Source organism: Burkholderia sp. MSMB1589WGS, from assembly GCF_001636105.1.
GTDB lineage: Bacteria > Pseudomonadota > Gammaproteobacteria > Burkholderiales > Burkholderiaceae > Burkholderia > Burkholderia humptydooensis.
The window spans coordinates 1,840,532-1,866,966 of sequence record NZ_LNJT01000007.1 but is presented as its reverse complement, the minus strand read 5'-3'; the positions used below and the strand labels follow the sequence as shown (position 1 = coordinate 1,866,966).

The 26,435-nt window shown below is 66.3% G+C and carries 29 protein-coding genes; 22 read left to right on the top strand and 7 right to left on the bottom strand.

Annotated features, from left to right (window positions below):
• Window positions 1-44: 44 nt before the first annotated feature.
• Complete coding sequence (locus tag WT16_RS16555; RefSeq protein ID WP_063533707.1) at window positions 45-668, bottom strand: LysE family translocator; 624 nt, start codon at window positions 666-668, stop codon at window positions 45-47.
• Window positions 669-893: 225 nt separating this feature from the next.
• Between WT16_RS16555 and WT16_RS33745 the strand changes: the two genes are divergently transcribed.
• From WT16_RS33745 to WT16_RS33740, 3 genes are all read left to right on the top strand, one after another.
• The gene (locus WT16_RS33745) at window positions 894-1,073 is read left to right on the top strand and encodes a hypothetical protein (protein ID WP_156521449.1); all 180 of its coding nucleotides are present in this window, start codon (window positions 894-896) and stop codon (window positions 1,071-1,073) included.
• A gap of 99 nt (window positions 1,074-1,172) precedes the next feature.
• Window positions 1,173-1,574, top strand: coding sequence for a hypothetical protein (locus tag WT16_RS16550; protein ID WP_063533706.1), 402 nt, complete (start codon window positions 1,173-1,175; stop codon window positions 1,572-1,574).
• A 44-nt stretch (window positions 1,575-1,618) separates the two neighbouring features.
• Window positions 1,619-1,936, top strand: a complete 318-nt coding sequence (locus WT16_RS33740; protein WP_141668095.1) for a hypothetical protein — start codon at window positions 1,619-1,621, stop codon at window positions 1,934-1,936.
• Between the two features lie 30 nt (window positions 1,937-1,966).
• Here WT16_RS33740 and WT16_RS16545 read toward each other — a convergent pair whose 3' ends face one another.
• The 3 genes from WT16_RS16545 to WT16_RS16535 form a co-directional block, all read right to left on the bottom strand.
• A complete protein-coding gene (locus WT16_RS16545; RefSeq protein WP_041861554.1) occupies window positions 1,967-2,281 on the bottom strand; it encodes a flagellar protein FliT in 315 nt (104 codons plus the stop codon).
• Between the two features lie 13 nt (window positions 2,282-2,294).
• Window positions 2,295-3,815 (bottom strand): flagellar filament capping protein FliD, encoded by a 1,521-nt coding sequence (fliD, locus tag WT16_RS16540; RefSeq protein ID WP_063533705.1) that lies wholly within the window; start codon window positions 3,813-3,815, stop codon window positions 2,295-2,297.
• A gap of 149 nt (window positions 3,816-3,964) precedes the next feature.
• The gene (locus tag WT16_RS16535) at window positions 3,965-5,134 is read right to left on the bottom strand and encodes a flagellin (RefSeq protein WP_006023840.1); all 1,170 of its coding nucleotides are present in this window, start codon (window positions 5,132-5,134) and stop codon (window positions 3,965-3,967) included.
• Between the two features lie 561 nt (window positions 5,135-5,695).
• Between WT16_RS16535 and rpsU the strand changes: the two genes are divergently transcribed.
• The gene (gene rpsU / locus WT16_RS16530) at window positions 5,696-5,908 is read left to right on the top strand and encodes a 30S ribosomal protein S21 (RefSeq protein ID WP_004198205.1); all 213 of its coding nucleotides are present in this window, start codon (window positions 5,696-5,698) and stop codon (window positions 5,906-5,908) included.
• Between the two features lie 394 nt (window positions 5,909-6,302).
• Here the strand turns inward: rpsU and WT16_RS16525 are convergent, their stop codons facing one another.
• On the bottom strand, window positions 6,303-6,911 hold the full coding sequence (locus WT16_RS16525) for a DNA-3-methyladenine glycosylase I (RefSeq protein WP_015602144.1): 609 nt from the start codon (window positions 6,909-6,911) through the stop codon (window positions 6,303-6,305).
• Between the two features lie 106 nt (window positions 6,912-7,017).
• Here WT16_RS16525 and WT16_RS16520 point away from each other — a divergent pair, with 106 nt between their 5' ends.
• Both WT16_RS16520 and WT16_RS16515 read left to right on the top strand, forming a co-directional pair.
• Entirely contained in the window at window positions 7,018-7,953 is a 936-nt protein-coding gene (locus WT16_RS16520) for a BadF/BadG/BcrA/BcrD ATPase family protein (protein ID WP_041861555.1), read from the top strand.
• A 111-nt stretch (window positions 7,954-8,064) separates the two neighbouring features.
• Window positions 8,065-8,886 (top strand): Cof-type HAD-IIB family hydrolase, encoded by an 822-nt coding sequence (locus WT16_RS16515; RefSeq protein WP_059934761.1) that lies wholly within the window; start codon window positions 8,065-8,067, stop codon window positions 8,884-8,886.
• 123 nt (window positions 8,887-9,009) lie between these two features.
• On the opposite strand, the gene aqpZ is transcribed toward WT16_RS16515, so the two are convergent.
• A complete protein-coding gene (aqpZ, locus tag WT16_RS16510) occupies window positions 9,010-9,714 on the bottom strand; it encodes an aquaporin Z (RefSeq protein WP_059934762.1) in 705 nt (234 codons plus the stop codon).
• A gap of 306 nt (window positions 9,715-10,020) precedes the next feature.
• Here aqpZ and WT16_RS16505 point away from each other — a divergent pair, with 306 nt between their 5' ends.
• Window positions 10,021-10,317: an H-NS histone family protein gene (locus tag WT16_RS16505; protein WP_006023832.1), complete on the top strand. Its 297-nt coding sequence runs from the start codon at window positions 10,021-10,023 to the stop codon at window positions 10,315-10,317.
• Window positions 10,318-10,420: 103 nt separating this feature from the next.
• Here the strand turns inward: WT16_RS16505 and WT16_RS16500 are convergent, their stop codons facing one another.
• Window positions 10,421-11,485, bottom strand: a complete 1,065-nt coding sequence (locus WT16_RS16500; protein WP_006023831.1) for a glycosyltransferase family 4 protein — start codon at window positions 11,483-11,485, stop codon at window positions 10,421-10,423.
• A 594-nt stretch (window positions 11,486-12,079) separates the two neighbouring features.
• On the opposite strand from WT16_RS16500, the gene flhD reads away from it, so the two are divergent.
• From flhD to WT16_RS16425, 15 genes are all read left to right on the top strand, one after another.
• Window positions 12,080-12,400, top strand: coding sequence for a flagellar transcriptional regulator FlhD (flhD, locus tag WT16_RS35415; protein ID WP_006023830.1), 321 nt, complete (start codon window positions 12,080-12,082; stop codon window positions 12,398-12,400).
• Window positions 12,401-12,493: 93 nt separating this feature from the next.
• On the top strand, window positions 12,494-13,045 hold the full coding sequence (flhC, locus tag WT16_RS16490) for a flagellar transcriptional regulator FlhC (protein WP_063533704.1): 552 nt from the start codon (window positions 12,494-12,496) through the stop codon (window positions 13,043-13,045).
• Between the two features lie 173 nt (window positions 13,046-13,218).
• Entirely contained in the window at window positions 13,219-14,079 is an 861-nt protein-coding gene (gene motA, locus WT16_RS16485) for a flagellar motor stator protein MotA (RefSeq protein WP_009913920.1), read from the top strand.
• Between the two features lie 16 nt (window positions 14,080-14,095).
• Complete coding sequence (motB, locus tag WT16_RS16480) at window positions 14,096-15,118, top strand: flagellar motor protein MotB (RefSeq protein WP_006023827.1); 1,023 nt, start codon at window positions 14,096-14,098, stop codon at window positions 15,116-15,118.
• A gap of 30 nt (window positions 15,119-15,148) precedes the next feature.
• Window positions 15,149-15,529: a response regulator gene (locus tag WT16_RS16475; protein ID WP_006023826.1), complete on the top strand. Its 381-nt coding sequence runs from the start codon at window positions 15,149-15,151 to the stop codon at window positions 15,527-15,529.
• A gap of 31 nt (window positions 15,530-15,560) precedes the next feature.
• The gene (gene cheA, locus WT16_RS16470) at window positions 15,561-17,840 is read left to right on the top strand and encodes a chemotaxis protein CheA (protein WP_063533703.1); all 2,280 of its coding nucleotides are present in this window, start codon (window positions 15,561-15,563) and stop codon (window positions 17,838-17,840) included.
• A 30-nt stretch (window positions 17,841-17,870) separates the two neighbouring features.
• On the top strand, window positions 17,871-18,398 hold the full coding sequence (cheW, locus tag WT16_RS16465) for a chemotaxis protein CheW (protein ID WP_006023824.1): 528 nt from the start codon (window positions 17,871-17,873) through the stop codon (window positions 18,396-18,398).
• A 40-nt stretch (window positions 18,399-18,438) separates the two neighbouring features.
• The gene (locus WT16_RS16460; RefSeq protein ID WP_063533702.1) at window positions 18,439-20,451 is read left to right on the top strand and encodes a methyl-accepting chemotaxis protein; all 2,013 of its coding nucleotides are present in this window, start codon (window positions 18,439-18,441) and stop codon (window positions 20,449-20,451) included.
• Between the two features lie 3 nt (window positions 20,452-20,454).
• Window positions 20,455-21,396: a CheR family methyltransferase gene (locus WT16_RS16455; RefSeq protein WP_006023822.1), complete on the top strand. Its 942-nt coding sequence runs from the start codon at window positions 20,455-20,457 to the stop codon at window positions 21,394-21,396.
• Window positions 21,393-22,097, top strand: coding sequence for a chemoreceptor glutamine deamidase CheD (cheD, locus tag WT16_RS16450; protein WP_006023821.1), 705 nt, complete (start codon window positions 21,393-21,395; stop codon window positions 22,095-22,097). The genes WT16_RS16455 and cheD overlap by 4 nt, the downstream gene beginning before the upstream one ends.
• A 5-nt stretch (window positions 22,098-22,102) precedes the next feature.
• A complete protein-coding gene (locus WT16_RS16445) occupies window positions 22,103-23,197 on the top strand; it encodes a chemotaxis response regulator protein-glutamate methylesterase (RefSeq protein WP_015602235.1) in 1,095 nt (364 codons plus the stop codon).
• A 75-nt stretch (window positions 23,198-23,272) separates the two neighbouring features.
• Window positions 23,273-23,668: a chemotaxis response regulator CheY gene (gene cheY, locus WT16_RS16440; RefSeq protein WP_004185006.1), complete on the top strand. Its 396-nt coding sequence runs from the start codon at window positions 23,273-23,275 to the stop codon at window positions 23,666-23,668.
• A gap of 1 nt (window position 23,669) precedes the next feature.
• Window positions 23,670-24,398 (top strand): protein phosphatase CheZ, encoded by a 729-nt coding sequence (gene cheZ / locus WT16_RS16435; RefSeq protein ID WP_015601094.1) that lies wholly within the window; start codon window positions 23,670-23,672, stop codon window positions 24,396-24,398.
• Window positions 24,399-24,596: 198 nt separating this feature from the next.
• Window positions 24,597-25,100 carry a DUF2844 domain-containing protein gene (locus WT16_RS16430; protein ID WP_059934769.1) on the top strand — a complete coding sequence of 168 codons (504 nt, stop codon included), beginning with the start codon at window positions 24,597-24,599 and terminating at the stop codon, window positions 25,098-25,100.
• A 22-nt stretch (window positions 25,101-25,122) separates the two neighbouring features.
• Complete coding sequence (locus tag WT16_RS16425) at window positions 25,123-26,406, top strand: DUF3443 domain-containing protein (RefSeq protein WP_006023815.1); 1,284 nt, start codon at window positions 25,123-25,125, stop codon at window positions 26,404-26,406.
• Window positions 26,407-26,435: the final 29 nt, after the last annotated feature.

Below are 26,435 nucleotides of genomic sequence, written 5' to 3'. Positions count from 1 at the left end.
TTCAGCGGAAATCCGGCTGCGAACGGCACGCCACATGCGAAGCGTCAGCTTCGCGACATCCCGAGCGTCAACGCGCCCGCGCCGATCAGCGCGGTGCCGCCGCCGTAGCCGAAGCGCCGCTGCGCGGCTGCGCCCGTCAGCCGTGCGGCGGCGAAACGCGCGATGCGCGCATAGCAGGCCGCGTTGATCGACGCGAGGCAGACGAAGGTCGGCAGCAGGACTGCGCATTGCCGCGCGAACGTCTCGTGCGGCGAGATGAACTGCGGAACGAACGCGACGAAGAACACGATGCTCTTCGGATTCAGCGCGGTGACGGCCCACGCGGACAGGAAGCGCCGCTTCGCCGAGTGGCGCTCGACGCTGACTTCCGTCGCGCCGACGCGGCGCGCGTGCAGGATCGAACGAATCCCGAGATAGATCAGATAGCCGCCGCCGACGAGCTTGAGCGCGGTGAACGCGGCCGCCGACATCGCGAGCAAGGCGCCCGCGCCGGCGAGCGAGATCGTCATCGCGGTGGTGTCGCCCGCCGCGACGCCGGCGACGGTGCTCCACGACGAGCGGTTGCGGTTCGCGAGCGAATCGCCGATCACGAGCAGGATCGTCGGGCCGGGAATCATCAGGAGGACGATGCTCGCGCCGGCGAAGGCGAGCCAGGTTGCGGCGGTCATGGGGGGGCCTTCGCGTTGCGAAAGGTGTCAGTGATCCACGCCGGCGGAAGGTTTGTCAAGCGGTTGCCTTTCGTCATTCGTTGTTCCGCGTCAACAGCGTTCGCCGGTCGTGAGAAGCACGCTCAATTTTTCAATATTGAGGTCGTTAAATCATCTGCGCGGGTTGGAGGTTCAGCGTATTTCTGATTCGACAACGAGCTATTGCGTGGGTATATGCGTAATCGAATGAAGCTGCTGATCGGCGCAATGACGGCCTCGGCTTCCTGTTCCGCAATGGCGAATTGGGAACTCTATAGAACAGTCACGCTCGATGGCTATGCCAATTCCATCCCGGGCGGAAGTTACTACCACGAACTCTCGATTCCATCTGGTGTAACGAAAATTTCTTCATCTGAATTGCCCTGACGCATGACGAAGGCCGATGCTGTGTTTGCTTTCTCATGTGTCGTGCATGGGCTGCGGTCCATTTTTATTAACTTGAATATTTCATGAGAGAACTCATTTATGCGCAAAAAAATTGTCGCAGGCGTGCTTGCGTCCATCATTCCTTTCGTCTGCGAAGCATCGGCCACCGTTGTGGTCGATGCGAAGCGCAATTGTCTTTCGAACACTAGCAATGTTTCTGGCGGCACGCCAGCACTGCTCACGCTTGCACCGGGAAGATATGTCATTTCGATTGGCTCAAACAATATGAGGTGCTCCGCTGGCGTACTGACCAACGGCTGCTTGATCAATTCCGTGATGCTGCAAGGCGGGTTTGGAAATAACCGATGGGGCACCACCATTACCCAGCCAACGGTCGTCGACGTCCCTGGGAATACCTCGACATATATTGCCTATGTCAGTGACGACGCTTGTGGCGACAACACGGGGCAGGCGACTCTGCTCATTCAAACGGCTAACTGAGCTGATGTGCCTGTCTCATCCGCGAGACGCTACGGCGTCGGGCGATGAAATTCACTCCGACGAAGTTTGAGCGGGTGACGCGCTGCCGGCCTGACGCGACCCGCGTGAGCGGGCCGCAAAACTGCGAACTGAACTGGCTAATGCTGATTTGCCATGCTGGCAGCGCGCCTGAACTTGTCATCGCCACGATGAGCGAGTTCGCTTTGTTGAGCGAGTGCGATCTGCTGGCTCAATCGGGCTGCGCGGCGCGATTCCAAGCCGGAAGCGATTGCCGACTGGCGAATCGCGTGCGTACGCACGCCTTAAAAAAAACCCGCCTTGCGGCGGGTGGGAGTAGAACGAGCACGCGTCGAAACGCGTGATTTATTGTTGTGTGGGGGGAATCCTGAGGCTCAGAATTGCGCGGCCGCCTGATAGGCGCCCGCCTTGCCCAACCGGTCCATCGCGGCGCGGTATTCAACCTGCAGCTCGGCCTGCGCCGCCTTCGCGTTCGCGAGGAGCGCCGTGTCGATCGCCTGGATTTGGCGCACGAGCGCGAGCGACGCGGGCGTCTGCTCGGCCGAGATCGACATCAGATACGGCGAGCGCTCTTCGGTCAGGCGCGCGGCTTCGGTCCAGTCGGCCATCTGCACCGCGTGATCGATTTCGCGGGTGATCGACAGCACGTGTTCGATCAACGACATCTGATCCATATCAGGCTTCTCCATCGCATTCGATTCGTTACTTGTTGTTCGCCATCGCGCCCGAGCTGTTGCTGCCGCCGAACAGTTGCGTCAGGTAGTTCGAGTTGCTGTTCATCTGCGCCATCAGCGTGTTGAGCGCGGTGAACTGCGCGTTGTATTGCGACGTCAACTGCGACGCGTACGATGCAAGTTGCGTCTGCTGCTGCGCGAGGCTCTTCAGGTCCTGGTTGAGCGCGTTCGAGCGCGTATCGAAGACGCCGCCCGTCTGCACGTAGTTCTGAATCGTGCTGTTGAGCGTCGCGCCGACGCCGTTCGTCGAGTTGAAGAGGGCGGCGACGGTCGACGGGCTGTTTTGCAGCGCCGCGTTGAGCTTCGCCGTATCGATGGTCAGCGTGCCGTCCGTTTGCGCGGACGACGAGCCGTCGGCGAACGTGATGCCGATCGACGCGAGCGACACGGTCGAGCCGCCCGTCGTGACGCCCGCGCCGACCACGCGCGCGAGCGAGTTGCGGATCATGTTGAGCGTGGAGTCGCCAAGGAGCGGCCCCGCGCTTTGCGAGCTGGTGCCCGCGCCCGACAGCGACGATAGCGACGACATCGTCGTGACGACCGTGTTGTACAGGTTGACGACGTTCGTGATCGCGGCGGCCTGCGCGGTCGTGTCGGTGGAGACGTTGAGCGTCTGCGTGGTGCCGACGGCGGCTTGCGTGAGGTTCAGCGTGACGCCGGCGATTGCGCCCGACACCGCGTTGCTCGCGCTCGACGCGGCGATACCGCCCACCGTGAATTCGGCGTCCTGAGCGGAGGTGCTTTGCGTCCATGCGACGCTACCGCCCGACTGGATCGTCGACTGGCCGCCCGTCGTGCTCGCCGTCGACGTGACGGCGAGGCTCGACAGCCCGTTGTCGCCGGACAGGTTGCTCACGCCGACGTTGATCACGTTGGCTGCGCCCGTGGTCGCCGAGCGCAGCACGAGGTGCGCGCCGTCGGTGCCCGTGACGATCGTCGCCGTCACGCCGGGGTTGTTCGACGCGGAGTTGATCGCGGCGGCGATGCCGGAAAGCGTGTTGTTCGTCGAATCGATCGAGATCGACGTCGATTTGCCGCCGACGCTCAGCGTCAGCGTGCCGGTGCCGAGCTGCTGCGTCGCATTGAATGCGCCGGAAGACAGCGTCTGCGACGTGGCGATCTGCGTGACGGCGACCGAATAGCTGCCGGCCACCGCGCCCGCGCCCGTCGTCGCGGAGAGGCCGGTGCCCGTCGCCGTGGCGGTGAATTTCTGGGTGAGCGTGCCGTCGCTGAGCGAGCCGATCCCCGCTTGCAGCGCGGTGAGCGCGGCCTTCAGCGTGCCGAGCGCGGAAAGCGTCGTCTGGTCGGTGGAGACCGCCGTCGACAGCGCCGCGGTTTGTCCCGCCGTCTTCGCGTTGACGAGCGCGGTGACGAGCGAGTTGACGTCCATCGACGAGTTGCCCGTCGAGCCGCTGATGATCGACTGCGCTGCTTGCTGCAACGCCGAATTGGTTTGCTGCTGCGTCGTGCTGGTGACGGGCGTGGACATCGGGTGGCTCCCTTCGCCGCCGGATATGGCGGGCGAAAATCGCGAAATTCGGAAGAGTCAGATAACAAAAACGTGCGGCGGCCACGAGGGTGTTGCGCCGCCGCACAAAGGCGGGCCGCCGGACAGCGCGGCCCGTCGTTCGGTACACGTTATTGCAGGAGCTTCAGCACTTGCTGCGGCAGCGAGTTCGCTTGCGCGAGCACCGAGATGCCGGCTTGCTGGAGCACTTGCGCGCGCGACAGGTTCGCGGTTTCCTGGGCGAAGTCCGCGTTCTGGATTTGCGATTGCGCCTGCGACAGGTTGTTCGAGCCAGCTTGCTGCGTCGTCGCGATCGCGGTGAAGCGGTTCTGGGCCGCACCGAGCGTCGCTTGCAGGTTGTTCACCGTCGAGAGCGCGTTGTCGATCGACACCATCGCTTGGTATGCGCCCGTCTGCGTGCTGATGTCCAGATTCGAAACCGTCTGCGGCTGGTTGACGGCGTTGATCTGCGCGACCATTGCCGTCGCGGCCGCCTGATCGGCCGCGCTCAGCGAACTGGTCCCGGCGGCGGCAAGCGTCAGCGTCTGGAACGCCGGGGCAGACGAAGTGCCCGTACCGGCGGTCGTTGATCCGAACAGCGAGGTGACGGCTCCGGCGCTCAGCGCCTGGTTGTTCTGATCGGTGAACGTAAAGCCGCCCTTGCCGTCCGACAGGACGTTGATCTGCGTCGTTTCCTGGCCGGTGCTGGTTCCCGGCGTCCAGGCCGCGCCGGACGAATCGACCGCGACCTTGATCGTGCCGAGCGTCTGGCCCGACTGAACCATGCCGCCGCCGATCTTCGCGGCCGACATGCTTTGCGTCAGGTCCACGCTGACCGTCTGGCCGACGTTCGCACCGACCTGGAAGCTCAGCGTGCCGGCCGAGCCGTCGAGAATGTTCTTGCCGTTGTAGTTCGTCTGCGAAGCGACGCGGTTCACTTCAGCGATCTGAACGGCAACTTCCTTTTGCAACGCTGCCGCGTCGCTCGAGCTCAGCGGGCCGTTCGAAGCTTGCACCGCGAGCTGGCGGATACGCTGAAGGCTGTTGGTCAGCGCAGACAGGCCGCTCGATGCCGTTTGCAGGATCGACACGCCGTCGTTCGCGTTCGACACGCCCTGGTTCAGGCCGTTGATCTGCGTTTGCATCCGGGTGGCGATCGCGAGGCCGGCTGCGTCGTCCGCTGCGCTGTTGATGCGCTTGCCCGACGACAGGCGGGTGATCGCCTGGGACAGGGCGCTTTGCGAGCCGTTGAGGTTCTGTTGCGCGACCAACGAGTTGATGTTGCTGTTGATTCCGAGCATGAAAATCTCCTAATTGAGCCGTATAGCCCATCAATGCCACTATTGGCGTGGGCGGAAGCACTCGTTCTTTGCCGGCCGCCTTGTGCTGGATTTCGGCGCATGCAAAAAAAACTTGAGGGACATAGTGAGATTCGGCCCGAATTTTTGTGCCGATCGTGCCGATTTGCGCTGATCGTTCGGTGAGCAAACGTTGGATGCTCCCGTTCGCGTACGCGGCTGGAGGCGCCGTCCGGCGGGCCGCGCAGCGGCGCGGACGCGGGTTTTCGATCAGAAAGCGGTAAACTAGTGGTCGAGCCGATGTTTACCTGTTATGATGGCGGGCTGAATTGAGATTTCTGTCACGCCTTTGCCGTTTACGCCCATGCGTAGGGCATGTCTGCTGGCAGTCAAACGCGGCGCCTGGTGTTGGTTGCCGAGCGTTTCGCGGTGCATTCCGCCTCTCTTTTCCGGCCTCCGAGGCCGCTACCCGCTCGTTTCGCCCGTTCGTGGAAACGCCCGGAAGGCCGGTGCGTGGCGCTTGGCCGCTACGTTTTTGACCGTATCAAGCAAATTAGGAACGACATGACGACGATTCTTTTGAAAGAAAACGAGCCGTTCGAAGTGGCGATTCGCCGCTTCCGCCGCGCCATCGAGAAGAACGGCCTGATCGCCGAGCTGCGCGAGCGCCAGGCATACGAAAAGCCGACCGCCGTGCGCAAGCGCAAGAAGGCGGCTGCGGTGAAGCGCCTGCACAAGCGCCTGCGCAGCCAGATGCTGCCGAAGAAGCTCCACTAAGCTTCGTTCGCTTCGCCTCGACGGCGGTGCCGCTTCGTAAGAAGCCGCGCCGCCGTTTTGTTTTGTGGCCGCCGGTGAGGCGCCCTGGGGTAGGGCGAGGCGCCACAAGCGAATGCGCGCCGTTGCTCGCACGCGTCGCGCCGCTGTCCTTTGACGCCTTGGCGCGGCCAGCATTCGATCCGCTGGAAATTGATCTTCGCGGTGATGCGCATCGTGCGCGGATCGCCGGGCTTCGCGTAATCCGCGTACTGGACTGGAATTCCCGATAGCGCCGGCTCCTCGGGTTGTCGATCGACGCGCACAGTGTCACGTCGCGCTGGCCGAGCGCGACGTCATTCGAATTCGGTCGCTCGCCGGGCGACGCCGATTGCCGCGGCGGAGCGGGGCTGTCGGATCAGGCGGCCGGCTTTCTCTTTCTGCTGGCCTTTTCGCCGAGCGCCGCGCAGCGCGTGTGGCACGGGCAGGTTCTTTCGTGATCGTTGACCATGCCCGTCGCCTGCATCAGCGCATAGCAGATCGTCGAGCCGACGAACTTGCAGCCGTAGCGCTTGAGCGCCTTGCTGAGCGCGTCCGAGCGCTCGGTCGACGCCGGCGCGTCGCGGTACGACGCCCACGCGTTCTGCAGCGGCGCATGATCGACGAACGACCACAGGAACGCGGCGAGCGAGCCGTGCTCCGCGCGAATCTGCTGGACCGCGCGCGCGTTGGCGACGGCCGCCTCGATCTTCGCGCGGTTGCGCACGATGCTCGCATCGAGCACCAGTTCGTCGATCCGCTTCGGCGTGAAGCGGGCGACCTTGTCGACGTCGAAGTCGGCAAACGCCGCGCGGTAGCCGGCGCGCTTGTTCAAGATCGTCGACCAAGACAGGCCTGCTTGCGCGCCTTCGAGCAAGAGCATTTCGAATAGATGCCGGTCGTCGTGCGACGGCACGCCCCATTCGGTATCGTGATAGTGAGCGTCCGCTTCGGTTTTTACCCAACTGCAGCGTTCCTGCTTCGGCATCTCGCATGTCCCGTCGATCTGGTCGCGTCAGCATAACGGATCGGCGGGGGCGCGCAAGCCTGGCCGTTCGGCCGATGGGCGCGGCGAGCCGTTGCGGTTAAGCTTCTTGCATCAACGGCATTTCGTCGAATCAACTGAACTGAAGCACGCGATGGGCAACGACATTTTTCTGATCGGCATCGACGGCGGCGGCACCGGCACGCGCGCGGTGCTCGCCGATGCGCGCGGGCGCGAGCGTGCGCAGGGCAGCGCCGGGCCTTCCGGGCTCGCGCTCGGCATCGAGGCCGCGTGGCGCTCGATCGAGGCTGCCAGCGCGGACGCTTGCGCGCGCGCTGGCGTCGCGTTCGACTGGCGGCATTGCGTGCTCGGCTGCGGGCTCGCCGGCGTGAATCATCGCGAGTGGCTGAACGCATTCCGCGCGAGCGCGCCGCTTGCCGCATTCGTGGTCGAAAGCGATGCGTATACGACCGTCGTCGGCGCGCACGGCGGCGGGCCGGGCGTGATCGTCGCGCTCGGCACGGGCAGCATCGCGGCCGCGCTCGATGCGTCGGGCGCATGCCGGATTGCGGGCGGATACGGCTTTCCTTCCGGCGACGAGGCGAGCGGCGCGTGGCTCGGCTTGCGCGCGCTGTCGTACGCGCAGCAGGCGCTCGACGGCCGTGCACCGCTCGACGCGCTCGCCCGGGCGCTCGTCGCGCACACGGGCGCGTCCGGCCGCGATGCGCTCGTCGTCTGGTCGTGCGAAGCGAATCAAACCGCATATGCGGGGCTCGCGCCGATCGTGCTCGCCCATCGCGACCACCCGGCGGCCGCGCGCTGGATCGAGCAGGCGGGCATCGAGATCGCGAGGATGATCGACGCGCTCGATCCGGCGGCGGCGCTACCCGTCGCGTTGTGCGGCGGGCTGGCGGAGGCGCTTGCGAGTGCGGTGCCCGAACCGCACCGCGCGCGGCTCGTCGCGCCGCAAGCCGATTCCGCGCACGGCGCGCTGCGGCTCGCCCAACGGGAAGCGGCGCGGCTCGGGCTCGCGGCGCCGCGCTGAACGCGATCGGGGCGGGCTGCGGGCGAGAACGGCCCGCCGCGAGCGGCATTCTTCGTCCGACGATAGAATGTCCGCTCCCTCCCGTGTCACCCGCATCCTCCAACGTCCGCCATGTATAAAGTCATCGCCACCGATCTCGACGGAACCCTGCTCAACAGCGACCACCAGCTCGATCCTTATACGATCGATACCGTGCGGCGGCTCGCGGAAGGCGGCGTGCCCTTCGTGATCGCAACCGGGCGCCACTACGCGGACGTCGCCGGCATTCGGGACGTACTAGGCATTCGCCCTTACCTGATCACATCGAACGGCGCGCGCGTGCACGCGCCGGACGACACGCGGATCCACGCGCAGGACGTGCCCGCCGACGCGGTGCGGCAACTGGTGCGGCCCGAGCTCGTCGGCACGCACGGCCGCGTGATCGTCAATCTGTTCACGAACGACGGCTGGCTGATCGACCGAGACGCGCCGCATCTGCTCGCATTCCATCAGGATTCCGGATTTCGCTACGACGTCATCGACATGCTGTCGCACGACGGCGCGGACATCGCGAAGGTGCTGTACATCGGCGAGCCCGAGGATCTGGCCATCGTGTCGGACAGCCTCGCGCGCCAGTTCGGCGGTGCGCTGTACGTCACGTATTCGCTGCCTGACTGCCTCGAGGTGATGACCGCGAACGTATCGAAGGGGCGTGCGCTGCGTGTCGTGCTCGAGCGGCTCGGCGTCGATCCCGCGCACTGCGTCGCGTTCGGCGACAACATGAACGATATCGATCTGCTCGAGACGGCCGGGCATCCGTTCATGATGAACAATGCGAATCCCGATCTCGTCGTGCGCCTGCCGAAGGTGCCGCGAATCGGCAACAACTTCGAAGCGGGCGTCGCGCGTCATCTGCGCGCGCTGTTCGCGCTCGAGGATTCCACCACGCACTGAGCGCCGCGCCGATCTCGCCGGCACGCGCGGCCAGCCGCATCCGCAACGAAAACGGGCGCCGCGGCGCCCGTTTTCGCTTTTGTCCCGTCGCCGGCGGCCGGCGCGAGTCCGGCCGCGCCGTCATCAGCTTTCGTCGCGCCCCGCGACGAGCGGATACACGACGCCCGCGATCGCCGCGCCGATGATGGGCGCCACCCAGAACAGCCACAGTTGGCCGATCGCCTCGCCGCCGACGAAGAGCGCCGGGCCCGTCGAGCGCGCCGGGTTCACCGACGTGTTCGTCACCGGGATCGAGATCAGGTGGATCAGCGTGAGGCACAGGCCGATCGCGATCGGCGCGAAGCCGGCCGGCGCGCGCTTGTCGGTCGAGCCGAGGATCACGAACAGGAAGAAGCCCGTCAGCACGACTTCGCAGATGAACGCGGCCCCGAGCGAGTAATGGCCGGGCGAGCGCGCGTCATAGCCGTTCGTCGCGAAGCCGCTGCCGACGACGTCGAAGCCCGGCTTGCCGGTCGCGATCAGATACAGCACGAATGCGCCGAGCGTGGCGCCGACGACCTGCGCGACGATGTACGGCACGAGATCGCGGGCCGGGAAACGTCCCGCCACCGTCAGGCCGACGCTCACGGCCGGATTCAGGTGACACCCGGAAACGTGGCCGATCGCGAACGCCATCGTCAGAACGGTCAGGCCGAATGCCAATGCGACTCCGGCAAAGCCGATGCCGAGGCCCGGAAAAGCGGCCGCCAGAACGGCGCTGCCACAGCCGCCGAGGACGAGCCAGAACGTGCCGAACACTTCCGCTGCGAGACGCTGAGGTAATTTCATTGGAGTAGTTCCTGGTCGTGAAAATCGAAAACGGATTGCGCCGTGAAAAGCAGGGACGCATCCACGAATGCCGACTGGATTATAGGAAATTCTATGGTCTCCGAAGGGTCAACGATTGTCAAATTGAGATTGATCGATCGGCGTTTTTATTAGAATAAGGCCGCATTGCAGGACGTATTGTAATTGAATTTTAAAATTTATCAGACGAAATGGTTTCCGCAGATTTCGTAGCAATTCTGATTGCGCAATAGAACCTTTGTGTCTAGGCTGGGAATTGCCAGGCGGATCATGATATAGGGAGTTGAAATGTCTCAGTACGCGAAAATCAAGGCGCAGATCGTGGAGCTGCAGGCCCAGGCCGAAGAAGTGCGTCGTCAGGAGATCGCGGCCGTGGTCGCCGAACTGCAAGGCAAGATCGCCGAGTACGGGCTCACGGCGCAGGACTTGGGATTTGCCGAGCGGGCACGGCGCGGCCGTCCGCCGAAGAAGGGGCCGCTGCCCCCCAAGTACCGCGATCCGAAGTCAGGCAGCACATGGAGCGGCCGCGGGAAGCCCCCGCATTGGATCGTCGGCAAAAACCGCGAGCGCTTTTTGATCGGCTGATTATCCGGCGCCTGGCAAAAAGAAAGCCGCATTTCCCGATGCGGCTTTCTGCTATGCAAAACGTAATGGACGCGTCATTTCTGCAATGACGCCGGCCAAAGGGTTAACCCGCCGCTACGCGTCGCCATTGCGGCTGCTTGGATGCGTCGCGCAGCGTTTCATAGATGTCGATATAGCGCCGCGCCATTGCATGCGAGCTGAAACGTTGCTCGAATTGCGCGCGGATTGCATCGCGTGACAATTCGTCGATCCGGTGCAGCGCGCCCACGGCACCCTGCACGTCCTCGACGATGAAGCCCGTGAGGCCGTCGTCGATGACTTCCGGCACGGAGCCGCGGTTGAACGCGACGACGGGCGTGCCGCACGCCATCGCCTCGATCATCACGAGGCCGAACGGCTCGGGCCAGTCGATCGGGAACAGCAGCGCCTTCGCGCCCGACAGGAACGCGGGCTTCTGCGCTTCGTTGATCTCGCCGATGAACTCGACGTGCGCGGAATCGAGGAGCGGTTCGATCTCGGCCTTGAAATAATCCTCGTCGACCTTGTCGACTTTCGCGGCAATCTTGAGCGGCAGGCCGCTTTGCGCGGCGATCCGGATCGCGGTGTCGACGCGCTTTTCCGGGCAGATGCGGCCGAGGAACGCGAGATACTCGGGCTGGCGGCCGGCCTGCGGCGTGAGCAGCGTGTCGGGCAGCCCGTGATAGACGGTGCCCGCCCAGCCGGCCTGCGGCAGTGGCGTGCGCTGCGAATCCGAGATCGACACGACGGGCGCGTTCGGGAACGCGTCGAATACGGGCTGCAGCTCCGGCAGGTCGAGGCGGCCGTGCAGCGTCGTGACGAACGGCGCGTCGAGGCGCGACAGCAGCGGGAACGGCAGATAGTCGAGGTGGAAATGCAGGATGTCGAACGTGTGCGCGGCGCGCGCGACCTGCTCGAGCAGGCGCATATGGGGCGCCATCGCATCGCGGATCGACGGATCGAGGCGCAGCGCGCGCGGCCATGCGGCTTCGAGGCGCGCCGACGTGACGGAATCCCCGCTCGCGAACAGCGTGACGTCGTGCCCCATTTCGACGAGCGCCTCGGTCAGGTAGGACACGACCCGCTCGGTGCCCCCATAGAGTTTGGGCGGAACGGCTTCGTAGAGCGGGGCGATTTGGGCAATGCGCATGAGCGTTTCTCCGTTGCGAAGAGGGCGGAACTCGCCGGGGGGGCGGTGCGAGCTTCGCTCCGGTAAGCGGTGAGCGCCTGCGTGCAGGCAGACGGGGCGGTGCGCGGCGAACGTCGCCGGACCGGGCGTTCCGATTCATTATCGGGATCGCCCGCGCGGTATCGAGCGATTTTTCAAACGCTTAACCCTTGTTACAGGATGAAATACGCAAAAACCCTAGAAAACGCCCGGCCGAATGACTAGGATGTGGCAGAAAAGGGATGCGAAAGCCGCGCGCCGCAATGGCGCGAATTCCGTCGGCCCGCTGCCGTCGCGCCTGAAGATGGTGTTTTCCCGGCCTTGATTGGCGGGACTTTCGGCCAGACGGGCGTTTGCGGGCCATTCCCACCCTTTGTCGGAAAAATTCCTACACGGTTTACAGACAATTCCGGCAAAGCGCATTCCCCTTCACTGATAGCGGCTCCCCCGACGATTGGCCAAAATGCCCGTAAGAATATAAACAAGCCGATTGCCCCCTTCTCGGTGGGTAGATCGAGCAAACGTTTTCACTGGCATTACCGATTGGCCAAGGATTTCTTACGGGGGAATCGAATCATGAGCGCAACCAGCGAAATGCTCGCCGAGATCAACGAAGTCAACCTGTCTTACCTGCTGCTCGCCCAGCGGCTGTTGCGCGAGGACAAGGTCATGGGCATGTTCCGCATGGGGATTTCGGGGGAACTCGCCGACGTGCTCGTGAACCTGACGCTCGCCCAGACGGTCAAGCTCGCCGCATCGAACCAGATGCTCTGCCGTTTCCGCTTCGACGACCACGCGCTCCTGTCGTCGCTCGCCGACAAGGGCCGCAATTCCGCCGTCGCTCACGCGCATTCGGCGATCCTGATGGCCGGCCAGCCGGTCGAAAGCTTCCGCTGAACGGAAAGCCGCGCGCCGCGCCCGGGCGCATTGCTGCATAAGTGGAAGCGGGAAATCTGATTGTTTTGTTTGGGTAAATGGCGGAGAGCGACGATGGCGTCCAAGAGCGTAGTGGTCGAAGTCAAGGAGATCACCCTGGCGATCGAGCTGATCGAGCTGGGCGCGCGGCTGCAACTGCTCGAAGCCGAGACGAACCTGTCGCGCGATCGCCTGATCAAGCTCTACAAGGAACTGAAGGGCGTGTCGCCGCCGAAGGGAATGCTGCCGTTCTCGACCGACTGGTTCATGACGTGGCAGCCGAACATCCATTCGTCGCTGTTCTACAACGTCTACCGCTTCATGCGCGAGCACGGCGGCTGCGATTCGATCCAGTCGATCGTCAAGGCATACCGGCTGTATCTCGAGCACGTCGGGCTGTCCGACGACGAGGCGGTGCTGAGCCTCACGCGCGCGTGGACGCTCGTGCGCTTCTTCGATTCCGGGATGCTGGAGACGACGCCGTGCACCCGTTGCGGCGGACACTTTGTCGCACACGCGCACGACCCACACCACGGCTACGTGTGCGGCCTTTGCCAGCCGCCGTCGCGCGCGGGCAGGACCCGCAAGGCCGCCGCGCGGGCCGACCACGCCGCAATCGCCGCGTAAGCTTCTTCGCCGGGCCGCGCCGGCCGTGCATCGGGCGGCCTGCCTCCGTCATTGTCCCGTCTGCTGGTTTACACCGTCGAGCCTCTCCGGGGCGGTTTCCCAAAGTTTTCGTTGCGACTGCCGTAAACCACTTAACGGCGGCCTCCCGGCTGCTCATTCGTGAGGGACAGGCAGTGCTGATTTTCGTGGGAACTCTCGTGACCTTGTTGTCCGTGTTCGGCGGCTATGCGCTGGCGGGCGGGCACCTGGGCGCGCTCGTGCAACCGGTCGAGATCCTGATGATCGTCGGCGCGGGCGTCGGCGCGTTCATCATCGGCAACGGCATCAAGACGATCAAGGCGACGCTGCGCGTGCTGCCCACGCTGCTCAAGGGCTCGAAGTACAACAAGGACATCTACATGGAGCTGATGGCGCTCCTGTACGTGTTGCTCGCGAAGGCGCGCAAGGAAGGCACGCTCACGCTCGAGGCGGACATCGACGAACCCGAGAAGAGCCCGATCTTCACCCAGTATCCGAAGATCCTCGCCGACCATCACATCGTCGAATTCCTGACCGACTACCTGCGCCTGATGGTGGGCGGCAACATGAACGCGTTCGAGATCGAAAGCCTGATGGACGAGGAGATCGAGACGCACCACGCCGAAGGCGAAGGTCCGGCGCACGCGCTGATGCGCGTCGGCGACGCGATGCCGGCGTTCGGGATCGTCGCCGCAGTGATGGGCGTCGTCCACACGATGGCGTCCGCCGACAAGCCGCCCGCGGTGCTGGGCGCGATGATCGCGCAGGCGCTCGTCGGCACGTTCCTCGGCATCCTGCTGTCGTACGGCCTGATCGGCCCGCTGTCGAGCCTCGCGGAGCAGCGCGTCGCCGAGTCGACCAAGATGTTCCAGTGCATCAAGGTGACGATTCTCGCGAGCCTGAACGGCTATGCGCCCGCGATCGCCGTCGAGTTCGGCCGCAAGGTGCTGTTCTCGACCGAGCGCCCGTCGTTCGCCGAACTCGAAGAGCACGTGCGCCGCGTGAAGGCGAAGTGAGCGCGAGGGCACCGACATGAGCAAGGGCAAGGATCAGGCGATCATCGTCAAGCGGGTGAGCCAGCAGAAGAAGGGGCACCACGGTGGTGCATGGAAGCTCGCGTACGCGGACTTCATGACCGCGATGATGGCGTTCTTTCTGTTGATGTGGCTGCTGTCCGCGGTGACGCCCGTGCAGTTGAAGGGGATCGCCGACTACTTCAACACGCCGCTGAAGGCCGCGATCTTCGGCAGCGGCGACCGTAGCGCCGACGATTCGAGCATCGTCAAGGGCGGCGGCCGCGACATCTCGAGCGTCGAAGCCGGCGCGACGCGCCTCACCGACGGCTCCACGCATCTCGCCGACCGCGTCGCGAAGAAGAGCGAAGACGACGCGCTTGCGCAGGCGCAGGGCTCGCTCGAGCGCCGCGAGCAGGTTCGGCTGCACGACCTGCAGGTAAAGCTGATGGCGGCCATCGAGGCGAATCCGACGCTGCGCCAGTTCAAGCAGCAGATCCGCATCGATTCGACGCTGATGGGGCTGCGCATCGAGATCGTCGACACGCAGAAGCGGCCGATGTTCGCGATGTCGAGCAACGCCGTCGAGCCGTACATGCGCGACATCCTGCGCGAGATCGGCAAGACGCTCAACGACGTGCCGAACCGCATCATCGTCCAGGGCCACACCGACGCCGTGCCGTATGCGGGCGGCGAGAAGGGCTACAGCAACTGGGAGCTGTCCGCCGACCGCGCGAACGCGTCGCGCCGCGAGCTGATCGCGGGCGGCATGGACGAAGCGAAGGTGCTGCGCGTGCTCGGCCTCGCGTCGACGCAGAACCTGAACAAGGCGGACCCGCTCGATCCGGAGAACCGCCGGATCAGCATCATCGTGCTGAACCGCAAGTCCGAGCTCGCGCTGATGCGCGACGACGCGACGACGACGACGCTGTCGTCCGACGCGGCCGGCTCGGCGCGGCTCGCGCAGCAGATCACGCCGCCCGGCGCGGCCGACGCGCCCGCGTTGCCGGGCGCGTCGGCCCCCGCCGCGAGGAAACCCTGACGCATTCGAGACACGCATTCGAGACACGACATGATCCGAACCATTCTCGCCATCGACGACTCCGCCACGATGCGCACGCTGCTCAGCGCGACGCTCGGCGAAGCGGGCTACGACGTGACCGTCGCCTCGGACGGCGAAGTCGGGCTCGATGTCGCGATGGCCACGCCTTTCGACCTGGTGCTGACCGATCACTACATGCCGAAGAAGAATGGCCTCGAGCTGATCGCGGCGCTGCGCTCGCAGTCGGCCTACGAAGCGACGCCGATTCTCGTCCTGACGACCGAGAACGGCGACGCGTTCAAGGATGCGGCGCGCGCGGCGGGCGCGACCGGCTGGATCGAAAAGCCGCTCGATCCGGACGCGCTGATCGAGCTCGTCGCGGCGCTTTCGGCGTCGTCGAGCCTTTCGTGACGAACACGACGTTTTTATGCGGTGAACCGGCATGACTCTCGATATCACACAGTTCTATCAGACGTTCTTCGACGAAGCCGACGAGTTGCTCGCGCAGATGGAGCAACTGCTGCTGAACCTGGACGTCGCGTCGCCCGATCCCGAGGATCTGGCGGCTATCTTCCGCGCCGCGCATTCGATCAAGGGCGGCGCCGCGACGTTCGGCTTCACCGCGCTCACGGAAACGACGCACATCCTCGAATCGCTGCTCGATCGCGCGCGCAATCATGAGCTCACGCTGACGAAGGAGATGGTCGACGCGTTCCTCGAGACGAAGGACGTGCTGTCCGACCAGCTCGCCGACTACCGCGCGAGCGCCGAGCCCGATGCGGCCGCCGCGGCCGCGATCTGCGCGAAGCTCGAGCGGCTGAAGGCGTCGGCGAGCGGCGCGCAGGCGGCGCCCGCCGCGGCGCCGGCCGCCGCTCAATCGGCCGCGCCCGTCGTCACGGCCGGGCCGGCCGCGTCGACGATGGACGTGTGCGGCGCGCCCGAGCACGTCGTCGAGCAGGCGGTCGAGGCCGCGCACCCGGTGCCCGGCGCGCCTGGCGCTACGGGCGGCGGCGACGGCCCGCATCTGAAGATCACGCTGACGGGCGTCGGCGACAAGGACCAGGAACTGCTGACCGAGGAGCTCGGCAATCTCGGGCGGATCGTCGGCCGCACGAAGACGGGCGACGCGCTCACGCTGTGGCTCGAGACCGACGTGTCGTCGGACGACATCGTCGCCGTGTGCTGCTTCGTGATCGACGAAAGCCAGATCGCGATCGGCCGCGGCGCTGCGCCGGGCGCGGACGCCGCGCAGGCGGCGGACGCCGCGACGCCGGTGGCGCAGCAGCGGGAGGAAGCCGCCCACGAAACCGCCCATGAAGCCGCGGCCATTGAAGCCGCGCCGGAACCGGCGGCGGCCCGGCCGGCAGCGGCGCTCGTCGCCGAAGCGCGGCCGGCCGCGCCAGTCGCCGCACCGAGCGCATCCGCCGCCACGCCCGCCACGCCGGCGCCGGCCGCGGCATCCGCCGCCGCGCAGCATCACGACGACCGCAAGCCGCGCCCGGCCGCCGCCGCGAGCGCGGAGGGCAGCTCGATTCGCGTCGGCGTGGAGAAGGTCGACCAGTTGATCAACCTCGTCGGCGAGCTCGTGATCACGCAGGCGATGCTCGCCGAGACGACGAGCGCGTTCGATCCGGCGCTGCACGACCGCCTGTACAACGGGATGGCGCAGCTCGAGCGCAACGCGCGCGATCTGCAGGAAGCGGTGATGTCGATCCGGATGATGCCGATGGATTACGTGTTCAGCCGCTTCCCGCGGCTCGTGCGCGATCTCGCGGGCAAGCTCGGCAAGCAGGTCGAGCTCGTCACGTTCGGCCAGGCGACCGAGCTCGACAAGAGTCTCATCGAACGGATCATCGATCCGCTGACGCACCTCGTGCGCAACAGCCTCGATCACGGGATCGAGACCGTCGAGGCGCGCCGCGCGGCAGGCAAGGACGCGGTCGGCCAGCTCGTGCTGTCGGCCGCGCACCACGGCGGCAACATCGTGATCGAGGTCAGCGACGACGGCGCGGGCCTGAGCCGCGACAAGATCCTCGCGAAGGCGGCCAAGCAGGGGATGCAGATCTCCGAGAACATCAGCGACGAAGAAGTGTGGAACCTGATCTTCGCGCCGGGCTTCTCGACCGCCGAAGTCGTGACCGACGTGTCGGGCCGCGGCGTCGGGATGGACGTCGTCAAGCGCAACATCCAGTCGATGGGCGGGCACGTCGAAATTTCGTCGCAGGCCGGTCGCGGCACGACGACGCGGATCGTGCTGCCGCTCACGCTCGCGATTCTCGACGGGATGTCGGTGAAGGTGGGCAGCGAGATCTTCATCCTGCCGCTGAACTTCGTGATGGAGTCGCTGCAGCCGGCGGCCGACGACATCTACACGATCGGCAACGGCGAGCGCGTCGTGCGCGTGCGCGGCGAATACCTGCCGCTCGTCGCGCTGCACGAGGTGTTCTCGGTCGACGACGCGCGCACCGATCCGACGCAGGGCATCGTCACGATCATGCAGACGGAAGGCCGCCGCTTCGCGATGCTGATCGACGAGCTGGTCGGCCAGCAGCAGGTGGTCGTCAAGAACCTCGAGACGAACTACCGCAAGGTGTACGGCATTTCGGCCGCGACGATTCTCGGCGACGGCAGCGTCGCGCTGATCGTCGACGTCGCGGCGCTCAATCGCGAGACCCGCACGACGCACGGCTCGCACGCGAGCGCCGCGCTCGCGGTGTCCTAATTTACGTGATCCATCGACCTGGGGGCTAACGTGTCCGAAGTCCAAACGAATCATCCGGCCGCGCCGAACGCGGCCAGCCGCCGCGACGCCGAGCAGGGCGACGCGGCGGGCCAGGAATTCCTCGTCTTCACGCTCGGCGACGAGGAATACGGCATCGATATCCTGAAAGTGCAGGAAATCCGCGGCTACGACAGCGTCACGCGGATCGCGAACGCGCCCGAGTTCATCAAGGGCGTGATCAACCTGCGCGGCATCATCGTGCCGATCGTCGACATGCGGATCAAGTTCCACCTCGGCCGTGTCGACTACGACCATCAGACCGTCGTGATCATCCTGAACGTCGCGCATCGCGTCGTCGGGATGGTGGTCGACGGCGTGTCCGACGTGCTCACGCTGTCGACCGAGCAGATCATGCCCGCGCCGGAATTCGGCGGCGTGCTGACGACCGAGTACCTGACGGGGCTCGGCACGGTCGATGGCCGGATGCTGATCCTGATGGACATCGAGAAGCTGATGACGAGCAAGGAGATGGCGCTGATCGAGACGCTCGGCGCATAAGCGGGCTCGACGCAGGCAACGGAATTACGGGGAGCTGACGATGCTGCACAACTGGTCGATCCGCACGACGCTCACGGCCGTCGGATGCATGCTGGTGCTCGTCGCCGCGCTGGTCGGCGGGCTCGGGCTGTATGCGCTCAATCACGCGAGCCGCTCGCTCGACGCGATCGCGCACGGCGATCTGCCGACGATCCACACGCTCGACGACGCGTCGTCGTACCTGCTGCGCGCGCGCGTCGCGCTCGACCGCTTCAAGACGCTGTCCGAGGCCGGCAACGCCGACGAGGCGAAGAAGGTGCTCGCGCGCGCGCAGGAGCTGTACGCGAAGTCGACGCAGAACTGGCAGGCGTATGCGGCCGCGTCGAAGGAGGGCGTCGACCCGGCGCTGACCGACGAGCTCGCCGCGCGCTACGCGACGCTCGCGAAGGAAGGCGTCGAGCCGGAATTCGCCGCCGCGGGCGCGGGCGACCTCGCCGCGTATCACGCGATCGCCGACACGAAGATCAGCCCGATGTTCGTCGCGTACGACAAGGCGGCGGCCGCGGTGGTCGCCGCGTATTCGACGCGCGCGGAATCGCGCTTCGACGCGACGCAGGCGCGCATCTCGCTGATGATCGCGCTGATCGCGGCGGGCATCGTCGCCGCGTTCATGATGGTGATCGGCATCCGCTTCGCGCTGCGCGGGCTCATCGTGCAGCCGCTGAACGTCGCGATCGCGCAGTTCGAGCGGATCGCGGCGGGCGACCTCACGCCGGCGGCGCAGGCCGCCGGCAACAACGAAATCGGCCGGCTGTTCCAGGGCATCGGCCGGATGCAGGCGGCCGTCGCCGACATGGTGAAGGCCGTGCATCGCGGTGCGCAGGCGGTCGACGTCGGCGCGCGCGAGATCTCGAGCGGCAACGCGGACCTGTCCGCGCGCACCGAATCGCAGGCGGCGTCACTGCAGGAAACCGCATCGAGCATGGAGCAACTGACGGGCACCGTGCGCCAGAACGCGGAGAACGCGCGGCAGGCGAGCCAGCTCGCGGTCAACGCGTCCGACATCGCGACGCAGGGCGGCGAGGTCGTCGGCCAGGTCGTCACGACGATGCAGGACATCGCGACGAGCTCGACGAAGGTGGCCGACATCATCGGCACGATCGAAGGGATCGCGTTCCAGACCAACATCCTCGCGCTGAACGCGGCCGTCGAGGCCGCGCGCGCGGGCGAGCAGGGCCGCGGCTTCGCGGTCGTCGCGGGCGAGGTGCGCTCGCTCGCGCAGAGGAGCGCGACGGCCGCGAAGGAAATCAAGCAGTTGATCGGCGATTCCGCGCACAAGGTGCAAAGCGGCTCCGCGCTCGTCGAGCGCGCAGGCACGACGATGGCCGAGATCGTCCAGGCGGTGCGCCGCGTGACCGACATCATGGGCGAGATCAGCGCGGCGTCCGAAGAGCAGTCGACGGGCATCGTCCAGGTGAACCGCGCGGTCGGCCAGATGGACGCCGTCACGCAGCAGAACGCAGCGCTCGTCGAGGAAGCCGCCGCTGCGGCCGCGTCGCTCGAGGATCAGACGCGGCAGATGAAGCAGATCGTGTCGGCGTGGCGCGTCGAAGGCGGGATCGCGTCAGCGGCGGCGCCGGATTCGTCGGCTGCTTCGTCGTCGGCTGCTTCGTCGTCGGCGGCTTCGGGCGTGCGTTCGAACGTGAATGCCCGCGCGAGCGCGTCGAGCGGGCAGCATGCCGCGAGCGCGACCGCAACTGCCGGCGTGTCCGGATCGTCGCGGGTGTCGGCGGCCGTCGCGCCGGCTGCCGCACACGGCGAGCGTGCGGCGCATGCCGCCGCGCCGCATTCCGCGAAGACTTCCGCCGCATCGCCGGCGTCGTCCGCCTATGCGCCGAAGCTCGCGAAGCCCGGCGGCGCCGCGCGCCCGGCAACGAACGCGGCCGGCGCCGCCGCGCCGCAAGCCGCCCCGGCCCCCGCGTCGTCCTTCGCGCTCAAGCGCCCGGTGCTGTCGGGCGAGCCGAAGCCCGCGGCCGTGTCTGCCGCTTCCGGCGACGACTGGGAAACCTTCTGAGCCATGACGCCCGCACGCGCCGCCACTCGTCTCGACGCACTCGAACCGCAAGAGCGGTCGGGCGACGCTGCGCGGGACTTCGAATTCACGTCTGCCGATTTCGCGAAGATCCGCGCGCTGATCCATCGGCGCGCGGGCATCTCGCTGTCCGAGCACAAGCGCGACATGGCGTACAGCCGCCTCGCGCGGCGGCTGCGCGCGCGTGGGCTCGACCGCTTTTGCGATTACCTCGAGCTGCTCGAACGTGAAAACGACCCGTCCGAATGGGAAGCGTTCACGAACTCGCTGACAACGAACCTGACCGCGTTCTTCCGCGAATCGCATCACTTTCCGATCCTCGCCGAATTCGTCAAGCGCCGCGAGCAGCCGGTGTCGGTGTGGTGCTCGGCGGCGTCGACGGGCGAAGAGCCGTATTCGATCGCGATGACGCTCGTCGAGGCGCTCGGCGAATCGGCCGCGCGCTCGGCGAGCGTGCTCGCGACCGATCTCGATACGCAGGTGCTCGCGAAGGCCGAAGCGGGGGTCTACGCGTTCGAGCAGGTCAAGCACCTGTCGCCCGAGCGGCTCAAGCGCTTCTTTCTGAAAGGCACGGGCGCGCAGGCGGGCCGCGTGAAGGTGCGCCCCGAGCTGCGCGCGATGATCCGCTTCGGGCAATTGAACCTGACCGACGCCGACTACGGCCTCACGAAGCCGTTCGACGCGATCTTCTGCCGCAACGTGATGATCTACTTCGACAAGCCGACGCAATCGCAGGTGCTCGCGCGCTTCGAGCCGCTGATGAAGCCGGGCGGCCTGCTGTTCGCCGGCCATTCGGAGAACTTCACGTATGTGACGCAGGCGTTTCGCCTGCGCGGGCAGACGGTCTACGAGCTGACGCGCGACGGGCAGCCGGCCGCGCCGCGCGTGCGCGCGCGCGTCGCGGCGGCGGAGGCGGAACTCCGATGAGCGGGCTGCCGATCGCGACCAATCTCTATTTCGACGCGCACTTTCACCGCCGCGGCGTGAAGCTGCTGCCGAACGAGTTCTACACGACGCACGAGGACATGGTCCTCGTCACCGTGCTCGGTTCGTGCGTCGCCGCGTGCCTGCACGATCCGATCGCGCGGATCGGCGGGATGAACCACTTCATGCTGCCGGACGACGGCGCGGACCCGTCCGCCGCCGCGTCCGAATCGATGCGCTACGGCGCGTATGCGATGGAAGTGCTGATCAACGAGTTGATCAAGGCGGGCGGCCGCCGCGAGCGCTTCGAAGCGAAGGTGTTCGGCGGCGCGGCCGTGCTCGCCGGGATGACGACGATCAACATCGGCGATCGCAACGCCGATTTCGCGCGCCGCTATCTGGCGCTCGAGCGCATCCGCATCACCGCGGAGGATCTGCAGGGCGTGCATCCGCGCAAGGTCGCGTTCATGCCGCACACGGGGCAGGCGATGGTCAAGAAGCTGCGCGTGCAGGCGCCCGACGTCGCCGAGCGGGAAGCCGCGCTCGCGCGCGAGGCGGCCGGCCCGCGCGGCGAGCGCGCCGCCCGCGCGCGGCCGCGCGTCGAGCTGTTCGGCACGCCCGCGCCGAAGGCTCAGGCGAAGCCTCGCATCGAATTGTTCGGTACGCGGGCCACGCAGCCCGCCACAAGAAAGCAGGAGGCTTGAACGCTGTGCAGAAGAAAATCAAAGTGCTGTGCGTCGACGATTCGGCGCTGATCCGCAGCCTGATGACCGAAATCATCAACAGCCAGCCCGACATGGAGGTGTGCGCGACGGCGCCCGATCCGCTCGTGGCGCGAGAGCTGATCAAGCAGCACAACCCGGACGTGCTGACGCTCGACGTCGAAATGCCGCGGATGGACGGCCTCGACTTTCTCGAAAAGCTGATGCGCCTGCGGCCGATGCCGGTCGTGATGGTGTCGTCGCTGACCGAGCGCGGCTCGGAGATCACGCTGCGCGCGCTCGAGCTGGGCGCGGTCGACTTCGTGACGAAGCCGCGCGTCGGGATTCGCGACGGGATGCTCGACTACGCGGAAAAGCTGGCCGACAAGGTGCGCGCGGCATCGCGCGCGCGCGTGCGGCAGAATCCGCAGCCGCATCCGGCTGCCGCCGCGGCCGCGCACGGCCACGCGGGCGCCGTCGCGCCGCTCATCAACAACCCGCTCGTCAGTACCGAGAAGCTGATCATCGTCGGCGCGTCGACGGGCGGCACCGAGGCGATCCGCGAAGTGCTGACGCCGCTGCCGCCCGACGCGCCCGCCGTGCTGATCGCGCAGCACATGCCGCCCGGTTTCACGCGCTCGTTCGCGCAGCGCCTGAACGGGCTGTGCCGGATCTCGGTGAAGGAGGCGGAGCACGGCGAGCGCGTGCTGCCGGGCCACGCGTACATCGCGCCCGGCCACGCGCACCTGCTGCTCGCGAGAAGCGGCGCGAACTACATCGCGCACCTGTCGGACGATCCGCCCGTCAACCGTCATCGCCCGTCGGTCGACGTGCTGTTCCGCTCGGCCGCGCAGCACGCGGGCAAGAACGCGCTCGGCGTGATCCTGACGGGGATGGGCCGCGACGGCGCGGCCGGACTGCTTGAAATGAAAAAGGCGGGCGCGTATACATTCGCGCAGGACGAGGCGAGCTGCGTCGTGTTCGGCATGCCGCGCGAGGCGATCGCGATGGGCGGCGTCGACGACGTCGCGCCCCTTTCCGACATGAGTCGCCGTATCATGGCGCGCCTCGCGTCGATGGGCGATCGCGTGCAGCGCGTGTAACGCCGGCCACGCCATCAGCGTGGACAGGCCCCAGGCGCCACCGTTACAGGACATGAATCAGGAAAGGAACAGACGATGGACAAGAGCATGAAGATTCTGGTGGTGGACGATTTTCCGACGATGCGCCGGATCGTCCGCAACTTGCTGAAAGAGCTGGGCTATTCGAACGTCGACGAGGCGGAGGACGGTCTGGCGGGCCTCGCGAGGCTGCGCGGCGGCGGCTACGACTTCGTGATCTCCGACTGGAACATGCCGAACCTCGACGGTCTCGCGATGTTGAAGGAGATCCGCGCGGACGCGTCGCTCACGCATCTGCCGGTGCTGATGGTGACGGCCGAATCGAAGAAGGAGAACATCATCGCGGCCGCGCAGGCGGGCGCGAGCGGCTACGTCGTGAAGCCGTTCACGGCGGCGACCCTCGACGAGAAGCTCAACAAGATTCTGGAAAAGATGGCGAAAGCGGGGAGCTGACGTGAACGAGCCGATTGATGTGGCGGTTGCCGGCGCGAGCGCCGACGAACGCCTTGCCGACGCCGCCGATCTGGCGAGCGACCGTATTCTCGCGCGCATCGGCCAGTTGACGCGCACGCTGCGCGACTCGATGCGCGAGCTGGGGCTCGACAAGCACGTCGAGAAGGCAGCGGAAGTCGTGCCGGATGCTCGCGATCGGCTGCGCTACGTCGTCGCGATGACCGAGCAGGCGGCCGAGCGCGTGCTGACCGCGATCGAGATCGCGAAGCCCGTGCAGGAGCGCCTGCAGCAGGACGCCGCGGCGCTCGACGCGCGCTGGGCGAAGTGGTATGAAACGCCGATCGAGCGCGCGGAAGTGCGCGGCCTGATGGACGACACGCGCGAGTTCCTGCGCGCGCTGCCGGACGCGACGGGCGCGACCAACGCGCAACTGCTCGAGATCATGCTCGCGCAGGACTTCCAGGATCTGACGGGCCAGGTGATCAAGAAGATCATGGACATGGTCTACCTGATCGAGCAGCAACTGTTGAACGTGCTGGTGGAGAACATCGCGCCCGAGCGCCGCGAGCAGTTCGCCGCGACGGCCGCCGCGCTCGCCGCCGAGCAGGCGGGCGGCGCGATGACGCCGGAATCGCTGCTCAATGGGCCGCAGATCAATCCGGAAGGAAAGACAGACGTTGTGCAGGATCAGGCGCAAGTCGACGATCTGTTGGCGAGTCTGGGATTTTGAGTCGAATTGTTTTGCAATAATTAAAAATTATCGAGATTAATGCCGATAGGTTTTTGACATAAGCTGCAGGCATACTACGCTCCTGATCTGCAGGCTCTCGAGGGCTTTCTTTTCACTTTCGATTGTCGATAATGAGCGGCGTGTGTCCGTCGGACCTACGCTGCCCGAATACAGAGCCTGAATTCGAGGAGGAATGGAGTGAGATCGAGTCGATTCTGCCGGATCGCCGCGACGGCGGCCGGCTTCATGTGCGCGTGGCTTGCCGCGCCCGCCCACGCAGGCCTCGGCGGCGCGCCGATGACCCCGCCCGCCGCGGACACCGCCGCGACGGTGCATTCGATGCAGCGCAGCATCCGCGCGGCGGGCGGCGCATCGACAGCCGCCGCCGGCTACACGGTGCGCGAAACGACGCTCGGCTCGGGCACGGTCGTGCGCGAATACGTGTCGACGGCGGGCACCGTGTTCGCGCTGTCGTGGCAGGGCCCGGTCGCGCCGAACCTGTCCGACCTGCTCGGCACCTATTTTTCGCAGTACGAGGCAGGCGTGAAGGCGTCGCGCGCCGCGCACGGGCCGCGCGCGCCCGCCGCGATCGACACGAGCGGGCTCGTCATCCACACGGGCGGCCACATGGGCTCGTATTCCGGTCAGGCATGGCTGCCGCAGGCGCTGCCTGCCGGCTTCTCCATCAACGACATCCAGTGATCGCGCCGGGAGGGGACAGATCTTGCGCTTCCAACACACTCTGACTCGCTGGCTCGGCGCGCTGAGCCTCGCCGCAGCCACGGTCGCGCTCGTCGCCGCGTGCGGCGGCGGCGACGGCGGCTCGAACGCGTCGGCGAACACCGGCTCCGGCGGCGGCAACACGTCCGCGGGCGGCGGCTCGAACGGCGGTTCCGGCGGCACGCCGCTCGCGTCGAACCAGGCGGCGATCACCGTCAGCACGGGCGTCGCGACCATCATCAATATGCCGACCGTCAGCGTGACGATCTGCGCGCCCGGCACGTCGACGTGCCAGACGATCGGCAACGTGCTCGTCGACACCGCGTCGTACGGGCTGCGGATCGTCAACACCGCCGCGTCGGGCGTGCTCGGCAGCCTGCCCGTGTCGAGCGTGAGCGGCGGCGCGCTCGTCGAGTGCGGCAAGTTCGTGACGAGCTACACGTGGGGCACCGTGCGCACCGCCGACGTGAAGATCGCAGGCGAGCAGGCGAGCTCGCTGCCGGTCCAGATCATCGGCGACCTCGGCTCGTCCGGCGTGCCGACGTCGTGCTCGAACGGCAACTCGCCGTCGAACACCGCGGCAGACCTCGGCGCGAACGGCATTCTCGGGATCGGACCCGCGCCGTACGACTGCGGCTCGAATTGCACGACGTCGACGCTCTACAGCAACTACTACGCGTGCCCGAACGGCAACACGAGCTGCCAGGTCACGACGGTGCCGCTCGCGAAGCAGGTCGCCAATCCGGTGCCGAGCTTTGCGGGCGACAACAACGGCGTGATCGTCGCGATGAACCCGCCGTCGGGCGGCAGCGCGACGGGCACGCTGACGTTCGGAATCAACACGCAGTCGAACAACGCGCTGCCGGCGGGCGTGACGAAGCTCACGTCGACGACCGCGGGCGATCTGACGGGCACGCTGCTCGGCCGCGCGATCACGCAGGCGTTCTTCGACACCGGCTCGAACGCGTACTTCTTCGATACGGGCGGCAGCACGGCGGTCTCGCTGCCCGTGTGCGGCAACAATTCGTCGTTCTACTGCCCGTCGAGCATGCAAACGACGACGGCCACCGTCGTCGGCCTGAACGGCGCGCAGGCTTCGCCGTCGATCTCGATCGGCAACGCGAGCTCGCTGTTTTCGTCGTACGGATCGGCGGTGCCGAACCTGGGCGGCCCGTTCGGCAACACGCGGATGCTCGACTTCGGCTTGCCGCACTTCTTCGGCAAGACGCTGTACTTCGGGATGGACATGACGGGCAGCGGCGGTCCGCCGCCGTATGTCGCGTTGTGACGCGGCGCGCGCGGGTGTCCCGTTCCTGG

Excerpts from the sequence above, each read along its gene's own strand:
- WT16_RS16555 (WP_063533707.1), bottom strand. The coding sequence starts at position 668 with ATGACCGCCGCAACCTGGCTCGCCTTCGCCGGCGCGAGCATCGTCCTC.
- WT16_RS33745 (WP_156521449.1), top strand. The coding sequence starts at position 894 with ATGAAGCTGCTGATCGGCGCAATGACGGCCTCGGCTTCCTGTTCCGCA.
- WT16_RS16550 (WP_063533706.1), top strand. The coding sequence starts at position 1,173 with ATGCGCAAAAAAATTGTCGCAGGCGTGCTTGCGTCCATCATTCCTTTC.
- WT16_RS33740 (WP_141668095.1), top strand. The coding sequence starts at position 1,619 with ATGAAATTCACTCCGACGAAGTTTGAGCGGGTGACGCGCTGCCGGCCT.
- WT16_RS16545 (WP_041861554.1), bottom strand. The coding sequence starts at position 2,281 with ATGGAGAAGCCTGATATGGATCAGATGTCGTTGATCGAACACGTGCTG.
- fliD (WP_063533705.1), bottom strand. The coding sequence starts at position 3,815 with ATGTCCACGCCCGTCACCAGCACGACGCAGCAGCAAACCAATTCGGCG.
- WT16_RS16535 (WP_006023840.1), bottom strand. The coding sequence starts at position 5,134 with ATGCTCGGAATCAACAGCAACATCAACTCGTTGGTCGCGCAACAGAAC.
- rpsU (WP_004198205.1), top strand. The coding sequence starts at position 5,696 with ATGACGACGATTCTTTTGAAAGAAAACGAGCCGTTCGAAGTGGCGATT.
- WT16_RS16525 (WP_015602144.1), bottom strand. The coding sequence starts at position 6,911 with ATGCCGAAGCAGGAACGCTGCAGTTGGGTAAAAACCGAAGCGGACGCT.
- WT16_RS16515 (WP_059934761.1), top strand. The coding sequence starts at position 8,065 with ATGTATAAAGTCATCGCCACCGATCTCGACGGAACCCTGCTCAACAGC.
- aqpZ (WP_059934762.1), bottom strand. The coding sequence starts at position 9,714 with ATGAAATTACCTCAGCGTCTCGCAGCGGAAGTGTTCGGCACGTTCTGG.
- WT16_RS16505 (WP_006023832.1), top strand. The coding sequence starts at position 10,021 with ATGTCTCAGTACGCGAAAATCAAGGCGCAGATCGTGGAGCTGCAGGCC.
- WT16_RS16500 (WP_006023831.1), bottom strand. The coding sequence starts at position 11,485 with ATGCGCATTGCCCAAATCGCCCCGCTCTACGAAGCCGTTCCGCCCAAA.
- flhD (WP_006023830.1), top strand. The coding sequence starts at position 12,080 with ATGAGCGCAACCAGCGAAATGCTCGCCGAGATCAACGAAGTCAACCTG.
- flhC (WP_063533704.1), top strand. The coding sequence starts at position 12,494 with ATGGCGTCCAAGAGCGTAGTGGTCGAAGTCAAGGAGATCACCCTGGCG.
- motB (WP_006023827.1), top strand. The coding sequence starts at position 14,096 with ATGAGCAAGGGCAAGGATCAGGCGATCATCGTCAAGCGGGTGAGCCAG.
- WT16_RS16475 (WP_006023826.1), top strand. The coding sequence starts at position 15,149 with ATGATCCGAACCATTCTCGCCATCGACGACTCCGCCACGATGCGCACG.
- cheA (WP_063533703.1), top strand. The coding sequence starts at position 15,561 with ATGACTCTCGATATCACACAGTTCTATCAGACGTTCTTCGACGAAGCC.
- WT16_RS16460 (WP_063533702.1), top strand. The coding sequence starts at position 18,439 with ATGCTGCACAACTGGTCGATCCGCACGACGCTCACGGCCGTCGGATGC.
- WT16_RS16455 (WP_006023822.1), top strand. The coding sequence starts at position 20,455 with ATGACGCCCGCACGCGCCGCCACTCGTCTCGACGCACTCGAACCGCAA.
- cheD (WP_006023821.1), top strand. The coding sequence starts at position 21,393 with ATGAGCGGGCTGCCGATCGCGACCAATCTCTATTTCGACGCGCACTTT.
- cheY (WP_004185006.1), top strand. The coding sequence starts at position 23,273 with ATGGACAAGAGCATGAAGATTCTGGTGGTGGACGATTTTCCGACGATG.